Genomic DNA, 19914 nt, shown 5'->3' on the forward strand with positions numbered 1-19914 from the left:
ACCCATTAAATTAATCTGTAATATGTCGGAACCGGAAAACAGTATTCATATACAATTTGAAGATGCCCAAAATCTTCCGACCATCATCAAAGTATTTGGCGTTGGTGGTGGTGGCAGCAACGCGGTGAACCACATGTTCAAACAAGGAATCAACGGCGTTGATTTCGTCATTTGCAACACCGATCTTCAATCACTCGGAACCAGTCCTGTGCCCTCTAAACTTCAGATTGGCGCTGGCCTTACAGAAGGTCGCGGTGCAGGAAACTCACCTGAAATTGGTCGTAACGCTGCTCTTGAAAATGCTGATGATATCCGCGATATTCTTTCAAAAAACACCAAGATGGTTTTCATCACTGCCGGCATGGGTGGCGGAACCGGAACCGGTGCGGCACCTGTGATTGCACAGGTAGCTAAAGAACTCGATATTCTGACTGTAGGAATCGTAACTACACCCTTCGGTTTCGAAGGTGGAAAGCGTAAAAATCAAGCCAGTCAGGGAATAGAAGAAATGCGCAAATATGTTGATAGCCTCATCATCATCAACAACGATAAAGTTCGCGAACATTACGGCAATCTGAAACTCAGCGAAGCATTCTGCAAAGCCGATGATATTCTCACGGTCGCAGCCAAGGGTATTTCAGAACTTATTACCATCCCGGGCTACATGAATGTTGACTTTGAAGATGTCAAGGCCATCATGAAAAACAGTGGTATCGCCATTATGGGTACAGGTATTGCCGAAGGCGAAGACCGCGCACAAAAAGCGGTGGAACTTGCTCTCAATTCACCGCTGCTCGACGACAATGAAATTTATGGTGCACGCAATGTTCTGCTTTTCATTTCCAGTGGCGAGGACGAAGTCTCAATGGACGAAGTCAGCGACATTTCTGATTTTATTCAGAATGCTGCCGGCTCAACTGCTGAGGTTATCTGGGGCACTGGCTCTGATCTGTCGCTTGGCAACAGCGTTTCAGTAACTGTTGTTGCAACCAATTTCAGCAAAACCGGATCGCCCGTAAAATCTGTTACCGAAGAACCTCAGGTGATCACGCTGCAACACGACGTGAAACCGGAGCCTCCGATGGCAGAACCAGAGATGGAGATGAAGGTTGTAGTAAAACCCGTTGAAGAAAAATCTGTATTCAATAGTTATCAGCCGCCCGTTATTCCAATAACGCCAATGGTTGAACAACCTGCCGAGAAAATTACCATTCAGCTGAATCAGGAACCAGTTCAGGAAAACAATCCGATAAGTTTTTTCTCAACGGAACCTGAAGTTAAGCCCATGCAACAGCAGGTCATCCTTGATATTGCTCCAGCCGAAAACAATCATGAAGAACATCTTCAGCCTGCAATCAGACCCGAGCTACAGGACGACCGCATGCAAAGTCTGAAGAATTTCAATTTCACCAATCCGAAAGTAACCAGCCTCGACGAAATTGAACAGGTTCCTGCCTATGCACGCAGAGGCGTAAATCTGACGCCAGAGAATCCTTCAGATGAAAAAATAGTCAGCAGGTTCACTTTGGGCGAAAACGGCAGCAATAAGCCCGAAATAAGAGAAAACAACTCGTTTCTGCACGACAATGTAGATTAATTTTCCCCGACCCGATTAAGAACACTTCTATATTTCAATTCAAATGCGCTCTTGCGGGGCGCATTTTTATTTGCTTATTAACTCAGGTAAAAAACTGAATCCGCAGGATATTATCTCTTTGATTCAAAATACCACCATTGATTACGGAACAATAAACATGATGGATTCGGTGAATTCACGTTCAATGACTGATGGAACTGTGATTGAAGTCGAAGATGAAGTATTGCTATCAGTATCACCCAATCCTGCATCCAATCAGATTTCAGTGGGTGTTGTTTCACAATCCGAGGAAAACTGGAACTGGAAGATCATCAGTCTAGACGGTCAATCGGTATTTGCTTCCGGCATCCTGGCCACAAATATTTATGAAACCATTGATGTGTCAAATCTCAACAATGGTGTATATTTGTTCTCGGCAAACAAAGAAAATTACTCTCTGACTAAACGATTGGTGATAGTCCGGTAAAATTAATCCGGGGGAGGGTCGTTTCTCTCCCCCATTTTTTTTCATGAAAAAGATTCTATTCATATTATTTTTAACGGTCGCTTTTAATTCAAAAGCGCAAATCAATCTTGTTGTCGATCCTTCTATGGAGGAATATGACAGTGTTTTGTTGCCTTCTATTCCTCCAAACTTTTGCGATTCGTTTGAAAGAATTCCAAAATTTTGGCGATCCCCGCATTCCGGTTCTCCAGACTATATAGTTGGAGACTCTAATCCTTGTTATTTTTCTTGGTGGCCATATTCTTGTTGTCTACCAAGCAATTATCGAGGAATTCAATGGCCAAAATCAGGTTATGCATATTATTTTTTTGCATCTTTTGCATATTATATTGGATATGATACTACACGTCAAGATGAATCAATAATTGGTGATCTGACTCAACCCCTTGAACCTGGTAGAACATACTGTTTGAGTTTTTATCTAAATCAGTCTGAATATTTTGATTTGCTTTTAGATCAGATTGGAGTATTTTTCAGCAAAACGAATTATTACACACCATGGCCAACCATTGACAGCATCCCGCAATTGGTCATTCATTTCGGCGAATTTTTCAGAGATACGTCTTGTTGGGTTTTGTTCAACGGGAAATTCACGGCTAGCGGCGGCGAGAAGTATATTACATTTGGCACTTTTGAATCACAAAAACCCTATTCATTCGGGAATTTATATCCACCAGAATATGACTGTTCTTATCCTCCTTGCTGGCGATATGCCAGTGGTCTTTTCATAGACATGGCCTCCCTATACGACTGCACCGGTTTCTACTACGAAGCCGAGGCGGGCGAAAACCGCAGCCTGTGCAAGGGCGAAGAAACCACGCTGGGCTGGGATGAAAACACTGCGCGCACTTTTAATTGGAACGTGGTAAGTGGTGATAGCGCTAGCTTAGATAATGACAGTATTCCACGTCCTACGGTGATACCTCAGAAAACCACTGTTTATGCGCTCTATGTAGTAGATGAATATGTGCAGGAACATTTTGATACAGTCACGGTGGAAGTGATTGATTGCGAAAATCCGGTTTTTGTTCCCAATATTTTTTCACCCAACAACGATGGCCAGAACGATGTGCTGTATGTGCGCAGCAGCTATGTGCAGGAATTAACAGCGTTCAGAATTTTCAATCGCTGGGGCGAAGAAGTCTTTTCTTGCCGCACTTCGACTCCGCTCAGTGTGACAAGCTTTGAGTGTGGCTGGGATGGCACCTGCCGCGGCGAACCCGCACCACAGGCGGTGTACACGTATTATGTGGAGGCTGTTTTATTGAATGGCGAGACGGTGGTGAAGAGGGGAAATGTGACTCTTGTAAGATAAAAGAAATCACATAAAGATAAAAGACAAAAGGAAAAAGATAAAAGAGGAAAGATAAAAGAACCCATGATGCTTTTCGCTCTTGCACTGATTTTGACTTCTTTTCAGAGCTGAAAGCTGACGGATGAAATCTATTTGTAACGACTGTAACGATAACACAGCAATCATTCAAATCCGATTTCAAAGCAGAACCAATTTGTGATTTATATCATCGGTCCGTGTGAATGAACGATTTAAAAATTTTCTATCTTTGAATTCAGAAAAAACACAAAATACTATGAATAAAAAAATGGAAAAAGCGCTGAACGAGCAAATCAATGCCGAAATGTATTCCTCATACCTGTACTTATCCATGTCGGCATATTTCAGCGATGTCAACATGAACGGATTTGCCAACTGGATGCGCGTTCAGGCTCAGGAAGAAATGGCTCACGCCATGATGTTTTTTGACTATGTTAATGAACGTGGAGGACGCGTTGAGTTAAAATCGATTGAAAAACCAAAAAAAGAATGGAAAAATGCCATCGAGGTTTTTGAAGAAACGCTGAAACATGAGCAACTGGTGACTTCTCTCATTCACAAATTGGTAGATCTGGCCATTGTTGAAAAAGATCACGCAACCAACAATATGCTTCAATGGTTTGTGAAAGAACAGGTAGAAGAAGAAGCCAATGCTACTGCATTACTCGGCGAAGTGAAAATGACCGAAGGTAAAGGCCCGGGCATGTTTATGATTGATCGGGAACTTAAAACCCGCGTATTTACTCCTCCCGCAATAACACAGGTATAAACAATATTCCTGTTTAAATGAGATCAGTGCCCGGGCTTTTGTTCGGGCATTGTTTTTGGTATTGCGCCGCGAATTTTTTTTATCTTTGAAAAAACAAAGCCTATGAAAACCTTTTTAGCTTTCTTCGTCATTTTCTTCTCCATCGCTCTGGTAGCGAAAAGTCAGGTGGTCTTTTCCTGTTCATACAAAAGCGATGCACAGGTAAAAGTATTTGTAGCAGATTATAAAAGCGATGCGGACCTTGTAGTGTATAAATGCAGCTACAAAAGCGATGCAAGCGGCAACGATGGATTATGGTTCTTCGCCGATTATAAAAGCGATGCGAACAAAACTATTTATTTCTGCGATTACAAAAGCGACGCGGACCTTGTGATTTTTTTCGCCGATTATAAAAGCGACGCCGGCTGGAAAAACAGCAGCAAGAAACATCTGATGTACTAGCACGCAGAAAAGCGGGCATCTTATCAGCGAACAGTGAGCGGTGAATCAAGGGGTCGGGCAGCTTTCAGTTGTCAGTAATCAGTAATCAGCAATCAGCTCTGAGAAGGAGCTTTGAAGGCCAACCTCTCTGCGTCGCGAAGCGACCTGAGTGCGTTGAGCTCATCATGCCGCATGCCCTATGCGTCTTGCCTACACGGTCATAATATCTTTTTCTTTCACCGCAATGATCTGGTCAATCTTCTCAATGCTTTTGTCAGTCAAGGTCTGAATGTCTTTTTCGAGATTTTTCACCTCATCTTCAGGAATGCCATCCTTGGTGAGTTTTCGTGCACTGTCCACCACATTACGGCGAACATTCCGCACTGCAATTTTTGCATTTTCGCCTTCAATCTTCACTTTCTTCACCATCTCTTTACGACGTTCTTCAGTGAGCGGCGGAATAGAAATACGAATAATTTCGCCATTGTTCACCGGCGTGAAACCGAGGTTGGCAGCCATGATGGCTTTATCAATAGCGCCAAGAACACTGCGGTCCCAGGGCTGAATAACAATGGTTCTTGCATCGGGAATATTAATATTTCCAACCTGAGCAAGCGCGGTCATTGTTCCGTAAAAATCAATTTTGACTGAATCGAAAATGGAAGGGCTGGCCTTGCCAGCACGGATTTTGACCAACTCGCGATCAAGATGCGCAACAGCATTGGTCATTCCTTCTTTTGCTTCTTCAAGTAATAATGCAGATTCGTCGCTCATATCAATTTTTCTTCTTATTTGTTCGTTACAATTGTTCCAATTTTCTTTCCTTCGAGAATGGCTGCCAGATTGCCTTTGCCATGAATATCAAAAACAATCACCGGCATATTGTTTTCTTTGCACAAAGTGAAAGCCGTCATATCCATAATGTTGAGATGCTTTTCATAAGCCTCATCAAAAGTGAGATTGTCGAATTTCACAGCACCTGGATTTTTCTCAGGATCGGCAGTATAAATGCCATCAACGCGGGTACCCTTCAGCAAAGCATCTGCTTCAATTTCAACAGAGCGCAATGCAGCAGCCGAATCCGTTGTGAAATAAGGATTGCCTGTGCCTCCAGCCATTATTACAACAGTTTTATTCTTCAGCAACTCAATGGCTGCAGGGCCACTCATTTTTTTGCATAAGGGCGATATTTCAATTCCCGAAAGCACTTCAGCATTTATCCCTCGCTGTTTCAGCGCGTCCTGCAATGCAAGGCTGTTAATCACAGTGGCAAGCATTCCCATATAATCGCCCTGAACGCGCGACACACCTTTCTTTGCGCCACTCAGTCCACGGAAAATATTTCCTCCACCAAGCACAACACCGACTTCTGCACCTTTGCCAACTGCCGATGAAATCTCGTCTGCAAACGATGCAAGCATGTCTGAATCAATTCCTGAGCCTTGCTTCCCTGCAAGAGATTCTCCGCTGAGTTTGAGTAGAATTCTTTTCATAATGCTGCAAAATTAAAAAAAAGGAGGTATTTCAACCTCCTTGTGCAATTAATATTTTTCGACTTTAATTTTTCTGCCGTTTTCATCATAGAATGTCCACTCACCAACCTTCTGATCGTTTTTATACTGACCAGAATAGCGCATTCTGCCATTTTCGTAATACACCCTGCGAAATCCTTCGGCTTTTCCTTCCAGAAATTCTCCCTCGCTCCAGATGTTGCCGTTCTGATACCAGACCCGCCACACGCCATCGCGCTTATCATCCTGAAAGCCGCCTTCAGACTGAAGTTTGCCATCCTGGTAAAATACTTCTTCTTTTATTTTTTTATGATCCTTATCATCGGAATAATAAACGACCACGTTGTCTTTTCCATCCGGATACGTTTTCTCAACCATCCGGACAGTGTTATCGCCGCCGCATGAAATCAAAATAAAAACGATGACAGCAAAAAATAAAACAAACTTTGAACTTCGCATTAGTCTTCGAATTCTTTATTTAAACGGTCGATTACCTTAACCGTAATATTTAGTTTTTCGTTCGCATAAAGGATTCCTGTTCCGCTGTTGTAATCGAGAACATAATCATAGGGGAATTCTTCAGGATATCTTTTAATAACACTTACAATAGAATCCAGTATTTGACTGTTCATATCCAACTGCTTAGTCTGAACCTGGGCAAGATAAGAATCGCGCAAATTCATTACCTGCTCTTGTTCGGCTGCCAGAGCCGATTCCTGGCGACTGTACTCATCTTTCGTCTGAATTTTGCCGTTCTGAACATTTTGCTGGAACAAGTTCACGCGTGCCTGAAAAGTTTCCTGACGTTTGGTGAAATCCTTATCAAGACTATCGTTCAGCTTCATCAGGTCAGCTTTCAGGATCTCGACCAGTTCATACTGTGTCATGATGCTATCGGATTCAACATAAGCAATATTCAAACCTCCGTCAGGCACTACAATACTGCTTTTCGATGAAAACGGATTGTAAAACTGAAAGACCAGAAGAACAAGAATTAACAGACCCGCTGCAATATTAAATATCATTTGCGGGCTGCATAAGCAGCATTTCTTTTTTTTATCAGGCGAACAGCAATTTTCCTGATTTGTTTCGTTGATTTCCATAAGTTGATTTTAATTTCCGATGTCCGACATAAATTTAATGCGCATGAGGCGTATTTCCTCAACGGTGAACTCGTTTTCTCCGAGTTCGGTCAATGCGTCTTCAAGTGCGTCGGTTTCGGCAGTTCTGAAATATTCAAAAATTTCTTCCTGATGATACGTATCTATGTTTTCATTGATGTAGTAATTCAGGTCGATGCGGGTCCCGCTCGAAACAATGCGCTCAAGCTCATCGAGCAATTCTTCGAAAGTTAGGTTTTTCGAAACTGCGAGATCTTCAAGTGCTACTTTCCGGTCGATGGCCTGAATAATGAAAACCTTCAGTTTGCTCTTGTTTACAGTAGATTTCACTACCATATCCATCGGCCTGATGATTTCATTTTCTTCGACATAACCAGCGATAAGCTTCAAAAACGGCTCTCCGTACTTGCCTGCTTTTCCGGTACCTACACCCGTGATATTTTTCAGTTCATCCATCGCCACCGGATACTGGATGGCCATATCCTCGAGCGAAGGATCCTGAAAAATTACAAATGGGGGCAGATTTTCCTTTTTGGCAATCTGTTTACGCAGGTCTTTGAGCATGGCGAATAGCACCTTGTCAGTACCGCTGCTGCGACCCTCACTAGAGTTGGGGCCGTCTTCTTCTTTTTCTTCTTCGATGTTACGATCTTTCGTCAACATAATTGAATGTGGGTTATTCAAAAATTCTTTTCCTTTTTCTGTTATCTTGAGAACTCCATAGTTTTCGATTTCCTTAGCTATAAAGTTCATTATCAACATTTGCCTGATGGCTGAATTCCAAAATCGTTCAGGCTTCTCGCCGCCTTTTCCGAAAACCTCAAGCTTCTCTGCTCTGAGTTGTTTCATCGAAGGCGATTTGCTGCCAAGAATGATATCAACGATACTTTTCGTTTTAAATTGTTCCTGTGTTTCTTCGATTGTATCCAGTACCAGACAAACATCATCTTCTGCTTCGAATGTATCACGTGGGAACAGGCAATTATCGCAGCTTTGACAGTTATCGTGTGTATAATTTTCGCCGAAATAATGCAGTAATTGTTTCCGACGACAAACCGAGCTTTCGGCAAATGAAATAGTCTCGAGAAGTAAATGCTGAGCTATTTCCTGCTCCGCAACTCCTTTATCTTTTGAAAATTTTTCAAACTTCTGCAAGTCATCAATGCAGTAAAAAGCTACACATTGACCTTCACCGCCATCGCGCCCCGAACGGCCAGTCTCCTGATAATAACTTTCGAGACTTTTCGGCATATCGTAATGAATCACATAGCGGATGTCGGGTTTGTCAATACCCATTCCGAATGCAATGGTTGCTATCATTACATCAACTTCTTCCATCAGGAACATATCCTGATTCTGGCGACGTACAGCTGCTTCCAATCCCGCATGATACGGCAAAGCCTTTATTCCGTTCACCTGCAGAAACTCTGCAAGTTCTTCCGTTTTTTTACGGCTGAGGCAATATACAATGCCACTCTTTCCTTCGTTTAATTTTACAAATTTCAGAAGTTCCCTGTTGACATCCTTATATTTTGGTCTTACCTCATAATAAAGATTGGGTCTGTTGAATGAGGAGATGAAAACTTTTGGGTTTTTAAGCTGCAGGGTTTTGAGAATATCCTGCTGCACTTTTGGAGTTGCTGTAGCAGTGAGTGCAATAATGGGAACATTCTTTCCGATGGCTTCAACAATGGGTCGAATGCGTCGGTATTCCGGGCGAAAATCGTGTCCCCACTCCGAAATGCAATGCGCTTCATCAACTGCATAAAAAGAAATGTCGATGCCCTGAAGAAATTCAACATTCTCTTCTTTTGTGAGAGATTCAGGCGCCACATACAGTAATTTTGTCTTTCCGGACAAGAGGTCTTCGTGGACTTCTGCCATTTCGGCTTTGCTCAGCGAAGAGTTCATTACATGTGCAATTCCGTTTTCAGTACCAAAATTGCGGATACTGTCAACCTGATTTTTCATCAGAGCAATAAGCGGAGAAATAATTATAGCGGTTCCGGGTAATACCAGAGCCGGTAGCTGATAGCATAGTGATTTGCCACCACCGGTCGGCATAATTACAAAAGTATCTTTGCCATCAAGGAGACTTTCAATGATTTCTTCCTGCTCGCCTTTGAACTTGTCAAAGCCGAAAATCATTTTCAGAACACCTTTTATATCGTCAGTCTCAATTTGTTTCATTTAGTAGAATCCACCCAAGGGTTTTTCGAAATGCAAAAGTAACATTTCAAAGTAAAGATAAAAATATTTGTGCACATCAAAAATAAATAATTGATTCATTAACAAAAACGCTAATTTTGTTAATTAAACCGACCACCATGTCAAAAGTTAAAGAATTCAAGGAATACCGCCTCAAAATGAACAAAGCTATTCTCGAAGGCGACAATAAAGTTATCAAGCGTTTATTCTCCGTTGACACCATGGCCTATGATCCCGGTGCGCTGAGCACAAAGACCAAAGAGATGCTCGGTCTGGTTTCTTCGCTGGTTCTTCGCTGCGACGATTGTGTGAAATACCATTTGGAAAAATTATGCGAGATCGGCACGTCTGATGCTGAAATCAATGAAATATTCAGCATTGCCATGCTGGTTGGCGGAACCATCGTTATCCCGCACACCAGGCGCGCTGTGGAATTCTGGAAAGAACTCAACAAACCTGATGCGTTATAGAACAATTCTTTACTCATTCCTCGCGCTGACCCTATTCTGCAGCAACCTGCCTGCACAGAATACACGCATATTGGGACATGTAAAGGATTCAACCACAGGACAACCAATTCCTTTTTGCAGCATTGCCCTGAACGGCACAAGCCTGGGCACCACTTCCGATTTCGAAGGATCATTTAAAATCGAGTGCAACATTAGTTGTGACTCAATCCTTATTTCTTGCCTCGGCTACAAACAACAAGCTTTGCCAATCAAACAGAATCAATTTCAGGAATTAAGCATCCATCTGTCTTCAGAAAACATAACATTAGACGAGGTTATTATCACTCCGGGCGAAAACCCTGCGGAGGTACTGTTAAAAAAAGTGATCCGGCATAAAAAAATAAATGCTCCGGATAATGCAGCATTTTACGAGGTCGATGTTTACAATAAAGTTCAAATCGATGCCAACAACATATCCGAAGAGTTCAAAAGTCAGCGGGCACTGAAAAAATTCGGCTGGATATTCGAGTACACCGACACTTCGCTGGTAAACGGGAAAGTATATCTCCCTCTTTTTATCACCGAATCGATTTCAAAAATATATTTCCGGGGCAATCCAAAGTCGAAACGCGAATACATTAGTGCTGTGCAGGTATCGGGCGTTGAGAACGAAAGTATTGGACAATATCTTGGCAATATGTATCAGAATGTCAACATCTATGATGGTTTCATCACGCTGTTTGATAAAAATTTCATGAGCCCCATCAATGATCTTGGTCTGACTACCTATAAATATTACCTGATGGACAGCACCTTTATAGATAACACCTGGTGCTACAAAATCATGTTCAAACCCCGCCGCAAACAGGAACTCACTTTTTCAGGCGAGTTTTGGGTGGCCGATTCCTCATGGGCTGTAAAGCAATACAGCATGCGGGTTGTAAACGATGCCAACATCAACTTTGTAAACGACCTGATTATTGAACAATCGTTTCAGCAAACCGATTCGGGTTACTGGATGCCGGAAAAAGAAAGTCTGGTAATCGATTTTAATGTCATGCAGAATGACCAGAAAAATACCATGGGCTTTTACGGACATAAAACAACATCGTACAAAAATTATATCCTTAAACAAACCAAAGAAAATTCATTTTACAATGAACCAGAGCGAGTTGTAATTGCCGACGACGCCTACGAAAAAGGGCTTGCCTTCTGGCAAAAGGAAAGACACGATTCGCTGTCAAAAGACGAACAGACCATCTATTTTATGGTGGACAGCATTAAAAAAATGCCCACTTTCAACACCGTGTACGACATTATTGATATGTTCATGTCCGGTTATCTCAACTGGGGCAAAATCGACATCGGACCATATGCATCGATGTTGAGTTTTAACGAAATTGAAGGAGCCAGACTCCGCGTTGGTGGCCGTACTTCGGAAAAGTTTAGTAAAAAAATAATGCCTTCGGCCTACGTTGCGTGGGGAACAAAAGATCAGGAATTTAAATATGGTGGTGGTTTTTTGTTATTGCTTAACAAGAAGCCCCGGCGCGGGTTTCAGGTGTTGTTCAAACACGATATGGAGCAACTTGGCATGAGTCCAACCGGATTTCGCGAAGATTTTCTGCTGGCCAGTTTCATCACACGCAACCCTGCAAACAAGCTAACACTTGTTAATGAACTGAAATCGCATTACGAACACGAATGGTTCACCGGTTTTTCGAATACCATACGATTTCTTCATAAAGATATTTTCCCTGTAAGTGATACGGTGTTTAATTTCGGTGAAGGAACCACGCGCGATAAAATTACCACCAGCGAAATCACGCTCGAAATGCGGTTTGCATACAAAGAACGCTATGTTTACAGCGACTTCATACGCACCAGTCTTGGAACTGTTTATCCGATCATACAGTTCAAATACAGCAAAGGAATCAAGGATTTATGGGGCGGAGACTACAATTATCAGAAAGCTGTTTTCTATTTCAACGATTGGTTCAATGTTGGAAATATCGGTTGGTCGAAATACGTAATCGAAGCCGGAAAGATCTGGGGACGTCTCCCCTACCCGTTCCTGAAGATGCACGAAGGAAACGAAACGTACTTTTTCGACGAGACTTCTTTCAACACAATGAATTATTTTGAATTTGTGAGCGATGAATGGGTGAGTCTGTATTATACACATCGTTTCGATGGATTTTTCCTCAACCGGATTCCGTTGCTGCGAAAATTAAAGTGGCGCGAAGTTATTTGGGGCAAGGGTCTTGTCGGAAATTTAGGTGTCGAAAACCGCAGCTACAGTGTGTTTCCGGAAGGCATGCATACATTGGGAAAACCCTATCTCGAAGCCGGTGCCGGCATTGAAAACATTTTCAAATTTCTTCGCGTCGATGGCGTGTGGCGGCTCAGCTATCTCGATCATCCGAACATTGCAAAGTTTCAGGTCATGTTTGGAATGCAGGTCTTTTTTTAATGGTCAGTTGTGAGTGAACCAGAACTGACTATTGGCTACTGACAAATGGCTACTATATTCAGTTCTGCCGTGCCAGTTCCAGCAGCTTTTCCACATATTTTTTCTTTGTAAAATCAGCCGGATTCTGATAGGCCGCAAGCATACCCGTTTCATCGGGCGTACGTTTGGATTCCGGAATCATGCGCAGTTTAAGCTTCAGCAAACGCATTAAAAGTTTGTCCTTCAATCCGAGTTTTGAAAAATCAAAGCCGCCGTGCAGATAAAAAAAGTTGATGTATTCCTGTTGTTCTTCGTTGAAATTGCTTTCGAACAATTCCTGCGTGGTTTCGTTGCGGTCAGGTGTGGCGCCGGTTGCAAATACAATGATGTTCCGGTCACGCAAATAGGGCAAATTGTTTTTGATCAGTTTCACTCCATTGATGCCACCTGCATATAATCCACCACCATAAATAATAGTGTCGTAATCATGTAACATTTCCATATTAATCTTTTTAGAATCCGCCAATTCAGATCCCAACTCTTCGGCAATCCACTCCGCATATTTTTTTGTGAAGCCAGTCTTTGAGCGATAAATTACAATTGTTTTCATTATTTCAACCTTCGTGTCGCAAATATATAATTTATATCAATATGTACGATATGTAATTCCAAAAAATTAAGCTCTGGCTCTCAACTATAATTTAATACAGAATTATCAAGGTAAATATTTTTACATTTGATGAGAAAAACAATTATGTCAGTCATTCGTATCAAAACCTGCAGCGACTCATTCGAAGCCAATATCATGTTGGGTAAAATGAAACAGGCCGGCATTGAGTGTTTCCTTACCAACGAAAATTTTTCGACGTTGATGCCGCGTTACACGGGAGTAATGGATTCGGGCGTACACATAATGATTGACGAAAAAGATACAGAAGTCGCGCTTGAAATATTAAATGAACCCATTGCTGAAAAAGCTGAAGTCTGTCCACATTGCAAATCCACCAACGTGGCTTTTGGCGCAGGCCGCAAATGGGCCGGCAAATACATGCTGCTGTTTCTTTCCATTCTGTTTTTCTTTCCGTTCGGCATGCGAAAACCCGGATTTTATTGCAGGGATTGCGGGAGAGAGTTTTGAGTTGTGAGAGCTGATTTAATTTCATCCAAAGAATTTCAGATATATAGCAATCAACTTGAAAACATGTTACCTCTTGAATAATTTTGCATTTGACAAACGCCTAATTAAATGGTCATTTCTTAACCTTATTTCGAAACAAATCCCATTTAAATTGTTCAAATGCAGATTTCATCATGGAATTCAATTTGTCAGTTCTCAAGGCAAATATTTCTATCAGATATTACAGTAGACTCAAAGCATACCGTCATGGTTGTAAATGAGTTTTGCAGAATACCAAGCTTACAAATACTGACATATTAAAAACACAAGTATTACTTTTCAATAAAAAACACTTGTCTTTTAACTGAATCGTGGCCAATCCATTCAAATAAATAATATCCGTTATCAATACCTATGACATCGACTTTTCCATTGGTGTTTGGACAACTGATCAACAATTTGCCACTCAAATCGAATACACGAAACACTCCGCCGGATAAGCCTTCAATGTTGAGTTCATTACTCGTTGGATTGGGATAAATAATAAACACTTCCGGAATAAAATCAGAAACACCTGTGTCATCAACAATATAAAGAGTGGCAACCGACGAGGTATCAGAGCAGTTCACCGACTTTTCAAAACATCTGAAAATCTGGTTGTCGTTTTGCAGTGATAAACTTAGTACGGTAAGTGTTTCTGTATTTACTCCACTATAAAGAGCTCCATTTGAGATATCAATAAAACCGGTTCCAATGTCACTCTGCCATTGATAAACCGGAGATATGCCTGATGCAGCTGTATGAAAAGTCGCAAATGAATCAATTGGGACATAGACATCTGAAGGTTGAATGTCAATTTCAAAAGGCTCAATAATTAAGTTTAGATTAATCGCTGAATCACATCCACCTGGTAAAGCATATGAAAAAGATGCTGTATTATTACTGCTGTAATAGGTATTGCCATCAATCCATGTGTAGGAATTACAAGCAAAAATACTGTCTGTCATTATATAATCACCAACTACCAAATCCAATTGAACAATTGAGTCGCATCCTGCAGAATTTGTCAGAACATATGTCGCAGTGTTATTACTGGATGTATAGGTCAATCCATCTATCCAAACCAGAGAATCGCAGCTGTGGCGTTGATCAACAACCATGTTATTGCCAATTGTAAGATTTAATGTAATTAAAGAGTCACAGCCAGCAGAATTTGTAAATAAAACTGTAGCCGAATTGTTGTTACTGGTATAGGTGTTGCCGTCAATCCATGTGAAAGGGCCGCATGAAAAAACAGAGTCTACAATATTGTTGCTTAAAATAGTAAGATCAAGAAACACTATAGAATCACATCCTGATGTATCCAAATGTGTGTAATATACAGAATCGACACTGTCAAAATATGTGACACCATTAATCCATGTAAAACTGTCGCACGCAGAAACCACCTGTGTGGAAAAAACAGGGACGGAAGTACTAAACATTCGTACATGCCCGGCATCGGCTCCATTACTGTCATTTCTTAATGCCGAAACAGCTAACACCCGCCCATTTGCACTTAAACTCACAGCCCAACCTGAATTATCTTGACCGGATTCACCATCAATATCAGGACCCCACTTGACCCATGTTCCCGAAATGAAATAGAAAAGTCTCACACTTCCGGAATTTAAGCCATTACCACTGTTCATCGTTGCCCCGACTGCCAATACATTTCCATCTGAGCTTAAACTAACAGACGTGCCAAAATAGTCTCCTGCTGCTTCTCCATATAGGAATTGCCCTTTTTCGATCCAAGTTCCTGCAGAGTCCCAAAACACCCGAACCTGCCCGGTACCATTCCCTAAGTGATCATGAGACTTTGATCCAATTGCAACAACATCTCCTTTTGCACTTAAACTAACTGAATTTCCTGAATTATCATAGTTTGCAACACCATCTATATATGAACCTACTATGTACCAGTACGGTGAATTGTACCTGTAAACTCTTGTTTGTCCAGAAAAGGCAGTCAGTGAATTATGACCTGGAGCTCCGACAGCGAATCTTTCTCCATTGTGGCTTAAAGAAACAGAAGTGCCAAATTGATCCCCGCCTGTCGGTCCGTTTACATCAGAGCCAATCTGTTCCCATGCATTTGAAACGAATTTATAAATCCGTACCTGGCCTGCATTAGTGTAACTACCATCATTTGCTCTGGCCCCAATTGCAATTGTTGTTCCAGCCGAGTCAAGACTTATTGCACATCCTGAAAAATCACCTGCAGCTTCCCCATTAATATCACCACCTATTTGCACCCAGGTTCCTGACGAGTCTTTAAACACTCGTACATTACCTGCATCTACCCCGCTGCCATCAGCATGATCTGCACCTGCAGCCAAAATGCTTCCATCATAATTCAGACTTACTGAAGTTCCGAAGGAATCCTCCGCAACTTCACCATTAATGTCCGAACCAATCTGAATCCAATTGCCCGAAATGTTTCTTAATACTCTTACATGTCCTGAATGAGTTCCGTTTTCATTATTATTTATTGCGCCAATTGCAACAACCATCCCATCACCGCTCATTTCAACGGAAGTTCCAAACCAATCTCCAGGTGCTTCCCCATCAATATCAACTCCTATTTGCGAAATGACAGACTGGGCAGAAACCATCCCGACATTGCATACAATGAGAATAATAAATGAACTGGCAATCTTTTTAAAAGTAAGTCTGCTCATGGTTTTGTTTTTTGTGAATCTCATCAAGAACAAAGAAAATTCTTTTTATTAATGACAAAAATAACAAATATAAACCAATTCAATTTAGTTCCTCATTTTCTTTGAAGAGTACTGATTTCCCTTTTTATTGAACAATTATTCATTCATAGTGTTTTAATTTCCTATAGTTCAGGGAATTAATGGCTAGTCTATCTGAATCAATACAATTAACTATTTTTGCATCAAAATTCACCAGTATGAAAGCATTCGTTTTCCCGGGCCAGGGTGCCCAGTTTCCCGGAATGGGAAAAGACCTCTATGACCGCTTCCCCATGGCTAAGGAGATGTTCGATCAGGCCAATACCATTCTTGGTTTCAACATCACTGACATCATGTTCAGCGGTACCGAAGAAGATCTGCGTCAAACCCGCGTAACCCAGCCGGCTATTTTTCTGCACAGTGTGATTCTGGCCAAATGCATGGGCGCTGCTTATGCTCCCGACATGACGGCAGGACATTCACTTGGCGAATTCTCAGCATTAACCGCTGCCGGGGCATTGTCGTTCGAAGATGGTTTGAAGCTCGTGTATGCACGTGCCATGGCCATGCAGAAAGCTTGCGAAGCCCAACCTTCAACTATGGCTGCCATCCTTGGTCTCGACGATGACAAAGTAGAAGAAGTGCTCAAAGGAATTACCGACGAAGTGGTTGTTCCTGCCAACTATAACAGCCAGGGACAGCTTGTAATATCAGGTTCGGTTCCCGGAATCGAAAAAGCATGCGAAGCTTTGAAAGCCGCTGGTGCCAAACGCGCACTGCCGCTTAAAGTTGGTGGTGCATTCCACAGCCCGCTCATGGAGCCCGCTCGCGTAGAACTTGCTGCAGCCATCAACGCCACTGAATTCAAAAACCCCATCTGTCCGGTATATCAGAATGTGAGCGGAAAACCGTTTACCGATCCTGCACAGATTAAGGAAAATCTCATTGCTCAGCTCACCTCACCCGTACGCTGGACTCAAACCGTTCTCAACATGGTTGCCGATGGCGCTACTGACTTTATCGAAGTCGGCCCGGGCAGTGTGTTACAGGGACTTGCCAAAAAAATCGCTCCGGAAGTAAATGTTGCTGCCGGAAACGTTGAATAAAGAATCATGAACATCGAACACTGAACAAGGAATGAAGAAGTTTTTCTGTTTCAGCCTTACTTCGTAATTCACCATTCCTTGTTCGATGTTCAGTGTTCAAAAATGTTGTTTTAAGTTAGAATTATATGGATTTATCAAAAATCATCGCAGTGTCCGGAAAGCCCGGATTGTTTTCTCTGGTCTCGCAGACCAAGAGCGGAATGCTAGTTGAAAGTCTTCTCGACGGCACCAAAATTCCTGTTTTCGCAACTGATCGCGTAAGCGCTTTGGCCGATATCAGCATTTATACCACCGGAGAGGATATGCCTCTGAAAGACGTTCTGGTGGCCATTTTTAAAAAGCTGGACGGAGCAAAAGCCATTGATGCTAAAGCTGATAAAAAAGAGATTGTTGCATTCATGGACAAAGTGTATCCCGAATGGGACCGCGAACGCGTGTATCCAAGCGACCTCAAGAAACTTTTCGTGTGGTACAACATTCTGATTGAACACAATCTGATCGACGACAAACCCGAAGAAGAAGCGAAGGACGAAGCATCCGAAACGCCCGCCAATGAAGAATAAAAGCAAGGATTTGCTTGTGGTGCTGAAGAACACAAAACTGAACGCTACACATTTTGTGCTCACACTTCAGCTGCCGGAAGGACATCCACAAATTTGGCCCGGACAGTTTGCCGAAATTCTGGTGGAAGGAAGTCCGCAGACATTTCTGCGCAGACCGCTATCGGTGCACGATGTGGATGAAAAAAATCACACGCTGGATATCCTTGTAAAAATTGTCGGAGCGGGAACAGAAAAGCTTTCGCAACTGCGCGAAGGTGATCATGTCGATATTGTATATCCGCTCGGACACGGCTTTTCGATGGTACGCAAAGACGAAAAGGTCTTGCTGGCCGGCGGCGGATGCGGTGTTGCTCCATTATTGTTTCTCGCACGCAAGCTCAAAGAAGCAGGCGCAGACTGTCATGTAGCCATTGGCGGCAAAACAGCGGCGGACATTCTTCGTGCTGAAGCTTATCGCGAACTGGCTCAGATAGCCATTCTTACTGAAGACGGCTCGGCTGGCGACAAAGGTATGATTACCGCGCATACATGGTTTGGTGCGGATTTCAAATCATTTTCAAAAGTATATGTCTGCGGTCCCGATCCGATGATGAAAGCCATTGGAAAACTCGCTACCGACGCAGGTGTGTATTGCGAGGTGTCGCTCGAAAACCTGATGGCATGCGGTATTGGCTCATGCCTGTGCTGCACCGTCAGCACGCACGAAGGCAATGTGCGCGCCTGCATGGAAGGCCCCGTTTTCGACGTAACGCAACTGAAAGACTGGAACCATAATCCCGTGTGCCATGGCTGATCTGAAAGTAAATATCGGTAATTTTGAATTACAGAATCCTGTACTCACAGCCAGCGGAACCTTCGGCTACGGCTACGAATTCGAGGATTTTCTGGATATAAACAAACTCGGCGGCATCATTGTAAAAGGCACCACGCTTGAGCCGCGGCAAGGCAACGCTTATCCGCGCATGGCCGAAACCGCAACAGGGATGCTGAATGCAGTAGGTCTGCAAAACAAAGGTGTGCATGTTTTTATTGATGAGATTCTGCCCAAAATAAAACATTATCAATCGCGCATCATTGTGAATCTGGCTGGCTCGAAAGTAGAAGACTACACCGAAGCCGCCGCGATTCTGAATGAAGTGAACGACGTTCCTGCGATTGAACTCAACGTATCCTGCCCCAATGTAAAAACAGGCGGAATGGCCTTTGGCACCAGTTGCGCATCGCTTACTGAAGTAGTGAAAGCTGTCCGCAACGTATATAAAAAACATCTGATGGTGAAGCTTTCGCCCAATGTGACCAACATTGCGGAGTTTGCCAAAACCGCCGAAGACTGCGGCGCCGATTCCGTATCGGTCATCAACACCCTCATGGGAATGGCTATTGATGCGGAAACCCGCAAACCGAAACTATCCACCATTACCGGTGGATTGTCGGGACCGGCCATCAAACCTGTAGCACTGCGCATGGTGTGGCAATGTTCGAAAGCGGTGAAAATCCCCATCATCGGACTGGGCGGCATTATGAATGCCACCGACGCCATTGAATTCATGCTGGCTGGCGCTACAGCCATTCAGGTTGGCACTGCCAATTTTATCAATCCTTCTATTGCCGAAGAAATAGTAAACGGTATAAACGAATACTGCGACCGTCAGGGCGTGAAACATGTGTCGGAGCTGATTGGAGCTATGAGAGCTTAAGACAAAAGATAAAAGGCAAAAGATAAAAGTAAAAAGCGCCGTCCTGAGCCTGTCGAAGGGACAAAAGTATCCGTGTAAATCAGCGTCGATCCGCGTCTAAAAAAGATAAAAGTTTATAAAGGCTCGTTGTGATGATGGGCCTTTTTGTTTTTCGTTAATTCTAAACATACAGTTCCCGGCCGAAACTGAAATCAGCACAAGAAAAGTTCAAAGCTTGTGAAGAGCCGGGGTCTCCTATGAATAAAACTCCCTTTGTTAGTTGTTGCAGAGCCTATTGAAAATATTTCCTCAAAGCAAGGGCAGTGAATAATACTACCCCTGGCTT

19 protein-coding genes are annotated in these 19914 nt (G+C 42.7%); 12 read left to right on the forward strand and 7 right to left on the reverse strand.

Going from position 1 to position 19914, the window contains the following annotated elements:
- Positions 1–49 precede the first annotated feature (49 nt).
- From A2W93_08945 to A2W93_08965, 5 genes are all read left to right on the forward strand, one after another.
- Positions 50–1597: a cell division protein FtsZ gene (locus tag A2W93_08945; GenBank protein OFY55277.1), complete on the forward strand. Its 1548-nt coding sequence runs from the start codon at positions 50–52 to the stop codon at positions 1595–1597.
- Between the two features lie 43 nt (positions 1598–1640).
- Positions 1641–2063, forward strand: a complete 423-nt coding sequence (locus tag A2W93_08950; GenBank protein OFY55252.1) for a hypothetical protein — start codon at positions 1641–1643, stop codon at positions 2061–2063.
- A gap of 43 nt (positions 2064–2106) precedes the next feature.
- The gene (locus A2W93_08955; protein OFY55253.1) at positions 2107–3417 is read left to right on the forward strand and encodes a hypothetical protein; all 1311 of its coding nucleotides are present in this window, start codon (positions 2107–2109) and stop codon (positions 3415–3417) included.
- 274 nt (positions 3418–3691) lie between these two features.
- Entirely contained in the window at positions 3692–4204 is a 513-nt protein-coding gene (locus A2W93_08960; GenBank protein ID OFY55254.1) for a ferritin, read from the forward strand.
- Positions 4205–4306: 102 nt separating this feature from the next.
- Positions 4307–4645: a hypothetical protein gene (locus A2W93_08965; GenBank protein ID OFY55255.1), complete on the forward strand. Its 339-nt coding sequence runs from the start codon at positions 4307–4309 to the stop codon at positions 4643–4645.
- 189 nt (positions 4646–4834) lie between these two features.
- On the opposite strand, the gene A2W93_08970 is transcribed toward A2W93_08965, so the two are convergent.
- From A2W93_08970 to A2W93_08990, 5 genes are read right to left on the reverse strand one after another with little or no spacing between them, the layout of a single operon-like run.
- Entirely contained in the window at positions 4835–5398 is a 564-nt protein-coding gene (locus A2W93_08970) for a ribosome recycling factor (GenBank protein ID OFY55256.1), read from the reverse strand.
- Positions 5399–5412: 14 nt separating this feature from the next.
- A complete protein-coding gene (locus A2W93_08975; protein ID OFY55257.1) occupies positions 5413–6117 on the reverse strand; it encodes a UMP kinase in 705 nt (234 codons plus the stop codon).
- A 48-nt stretch (positions 6118–6165) separates the two neighbouring features.
- Positions 6166–6594: a hypothetical protein gene (locus tag A2W93_08980; protein OFY55258.1), complete on the reverse strand. Its 429-nt coding sequence runs from the start codon at positions 6592–6594 to the stop codon at positions 6166–6168.
- On the reverse strand, positions 6594–7238 hold the full coding sequence (locus A2W93_08985) for a hypothetical protein (GenBank protein ID OFY55259.1): 645 nt from the start codon (positions 7236–7238) through the stop codon (positions 6594–6596). Before A2W93_08985 ends, A2W93_08980 begins: the two co-directional genes overlap by 1 nt.
- A gap of 9 nt (positions 7239–7247) precedes the next feature.
- Positions 7248–9446, reverse strand: coding sequence for an ATP-dependent DNA helicase RecQ (locus tag A2W93_08990; GenBank protein ID OFY55260.1), 2199 nt, complete (start codon positions 9444–9446; stop codon positions 7248–7250).
- A gap of 137 nt (positions 9447–9583) precedes the next feature.
- Here A2W93_08990 and A2W93_08995 point away from each other — a divergent pair, with 137 nt between their 5' ends.
- Both A2W93_08995 and A2W93_09000 read left to right on the forward strand, forming a co-directional pair.
- Positions 9584–9934: an alkylhydroperoxidase gene (locus A2W93_08995; GenBank protein ID OFY55261.1), complete on the forward strand. Its 351-nt coding sequence runs from the start codon at positions 9584–9586 to the stop codon at positions 9932–9934.
- A gap of 70 nt (positions 9935–10004) precedes the next feature.
- Complete coding sequence (locus A2W93_09000; GenBank protein OFY55262.1) at positions 10005–12386, forward strand: hypothetical protein; 2382 nt, start codon at positions 10005–10007, stop codon at positions 12384–12386.
- A 58-nt stretch (positions 12387–12444) separates the two neighbouring features.
- On the opposite strand, the gene A2W93_09005 is transcribed toward A2W93_09000, so the two are convergent.
- The gene (locus tag A2W93_09005; protein OFY55263.1) at positions 12445–12975 is read right to left on the reverse strand and encodes a flavodoxin; all 531 of its coding nucleotides are present in this window, start codon (positions 12973–12975) and stop codon (positions 12445–12447) included.
- Positions 12976–13119: 144 nt separating this feature from the next.
- Here A2W93_09005 and A2W93_09010 point away from each other — a divergent pair, with 144 nt between their 5' ends.
- Positions 13120–13503 (forward strand): hypothetical protein, encoded by a 384-nt coding sequence (locus A2W93_09010; protein ID OFY55264.1) that lies wholly within the window; start codon positions 13120–13122, stop codon positions 13501–13503.
- A gap of 311 nt (positions 13504–13814) precedes the next feature.
- On the opposite strand, the gene A2W93_09015 is transcribed toward A2W93_09010, so the two are convergent.
- A complete protein-coding gene (locus A2W93_09015) occupies positions 13815–16229 on the reverse strand; it encodes a hypothetical protein (protein OFY55265.1) in 2415 nt (804 codons plus the stop codon).
- A 212-nt stretch (positions 16230–16441) separates the two neighbouring features.
- Here A2W93_09015 and A2W93_09020 point away from each other — a divergent pair, with 212 nt between their 5' ends.
- The 4 genes from A2W93_09020 (at position 16442) to A2W93_09035 (ending at position 19589) form a co-directional block, all read left to right on the forward strand.
- Positions 16442–17329, forward strand: coding sequence for a [acyl-carrier-protein] S-malonyltransferase (locus A2W93_09020; protein OFY55266.1), 888 nt, complete (start codon positions 16442–16444; stop codon positions 17327–17329).
- A gap of 125 nt (positions 17330–17454) precedes the next feature.
- On the forward strand, positions 17455–17892 hold the full coding sequence (locus A2W93_09025) for a hypothetical protein (GenBank protein OFY55267.1): 438 nt from the start codon (positions 17455–17457) through the stop codon (positions 17890–17892).
- Positions 17882–18685 (forward strand): hypothetical protein, encoded by an 804-nt coding sequence (locus A2W93_09030; GenBank protein ID OFY55268.1) that lies wholly within the window; start codon positions 17882–17884, stop codon positions 18683–18685. Before A2W93_09025 ends, A2W93_09030 begins: the two co-directional genes overlap by 11 nt.
- Positions 18678–19589 (forward strand): dihydroorotate dehydrogenase B catalytic subunit, encoded by a 912-nt coding sequence (locus A2W93_09035; protein OFY55269.1) that lies wholly within the window; start codon positions 18678–18680, stop codon positions 19587–19589. The genes A2W93_09030 and A2W93_09035 overlap by 8 nt, the downstream gene beginning before the upstream one ends.
- Positions 19590–19914: the final 325 nt, after the last annotated feature.

The sequence above is a fragment of the Bacteroidetes bacterium GWF2_43_63 genome (assembly GCA_001769275.1).
Classification (GTDB): Bacteria; Bacteroidota; Bacteroidia; order Bacteroidales; family DTU049; genus GWF2-43-63.

Coding starts and splice junctions, on each gene's coding strand:
- A2W93_09015 (OFY55265.1), bottom strand. CDS start 16,229: ATGAGATTCACAAAAAACAAAACCATGAGCAGACTTACTTTTAAAAAG.
- A2W93_08975 (OFY55257.1), bottom strand. CDS start 6,117: ATGAAAAGAATTCTACTCAAACTCAGCGGAGAATCTCTTGCAGGGAAG.
- A2W93_08970 (OFY55256.1), bottom strand. CDS start 5,398: ATGAGCGACGAATCTGCATTATTACTTGAAGAAGCAAAAGAAGGAATG.
- A2W93_08995 (OFY55261.1), top strand. CDS start 9,584: ATGTCAAAAGTTAAAGAATTCAAGGAATACCGCCTCAAAATGAACAAA.
- A2W93_08980 (OFY55258.1), bottom strand. CDS start 6,594: ATGCGAAGTTCAAAGTTTGTTTTATTTTTTGCTGTCATCGTTTTTATT.
- A2W93_09020 (OFY55266.1), top strand. CDS start 16,442: ATGAAAGCATTCGTTTTCCCGGGCCAGGGTGCCCAGTTTCCCGGAATG.
- A2W93_08985 (OFY55259.1), bottom strand. CDS start 7,238: ATGGAAATCAACGAAACAAATCAGGAAAATTGCTGTTCGCCTGATAAA.
- A2W93_08950 (OFY55252.1), top strand. CDS start 1,641: ATGCGCTCTTGCGGGGCGCATTTTTATTTGCTTATTAACTCAGGTAAA.
- A2W93_08990 (OFY55260.1), bottom strand. CDS start 9,446: ATGAAACAAATTGAGACTGACGATATAAAAGGTGTTCTGAAAATGATT.
- A2W93_09030 (OFY55268.1), top strand. CDS start 17,882: ATGAAGAATAAAAGCAAGGATTTGCTTGTGGTGCTGAAGAACACAAAA.
- A2W93_09005 (OFY55263.1), bottom strand. CDS start 12,975: ATGAAAACAATTGTAATTTATCGCTCAAAGACTGGCTTCACAAAAAAA.
- A2W93_09025 (OFY55267.1), top strand. CDS start 17,455: ATGGATTTATCAAAAATCATCGCAGTGTCCGGAAAGCCCGGATTGTTT.
- A2W93_09035 (OFY55269.1), top strand. CDS start 18,678: ATGGCTGATCTGAAAGTAAATATCGGTAATTTTGAATTACAGAATCCT.
- A2W93_08960 (OFY55254.1), top strand. CDS start 3,692: ATGAATAAAAAAATGGAAAAAGCGCTGAACGAGCAAATCAATGCCGAA.
- A2W93_09010 (OFY55264.1), top strand. CDS start 13,120: ATGTCAGTCATTCGTATCAAAACCTGCAGCGACTCATTCGAAGCCAAT.
- A2W93_08965 (OFY55255.1), top strand. CDS start 4,307: ATGAAAACCTTTTTAGCTTTCTTCGTCATTTTCTTCTCCATCGCTCTG.
- A2W93_08955 (OFY55253.1), top strand. CDS start 2,107: ATGAAAAAGATTCTATTCATATTATTTTTAACGGTCGCTTTTAATTCA.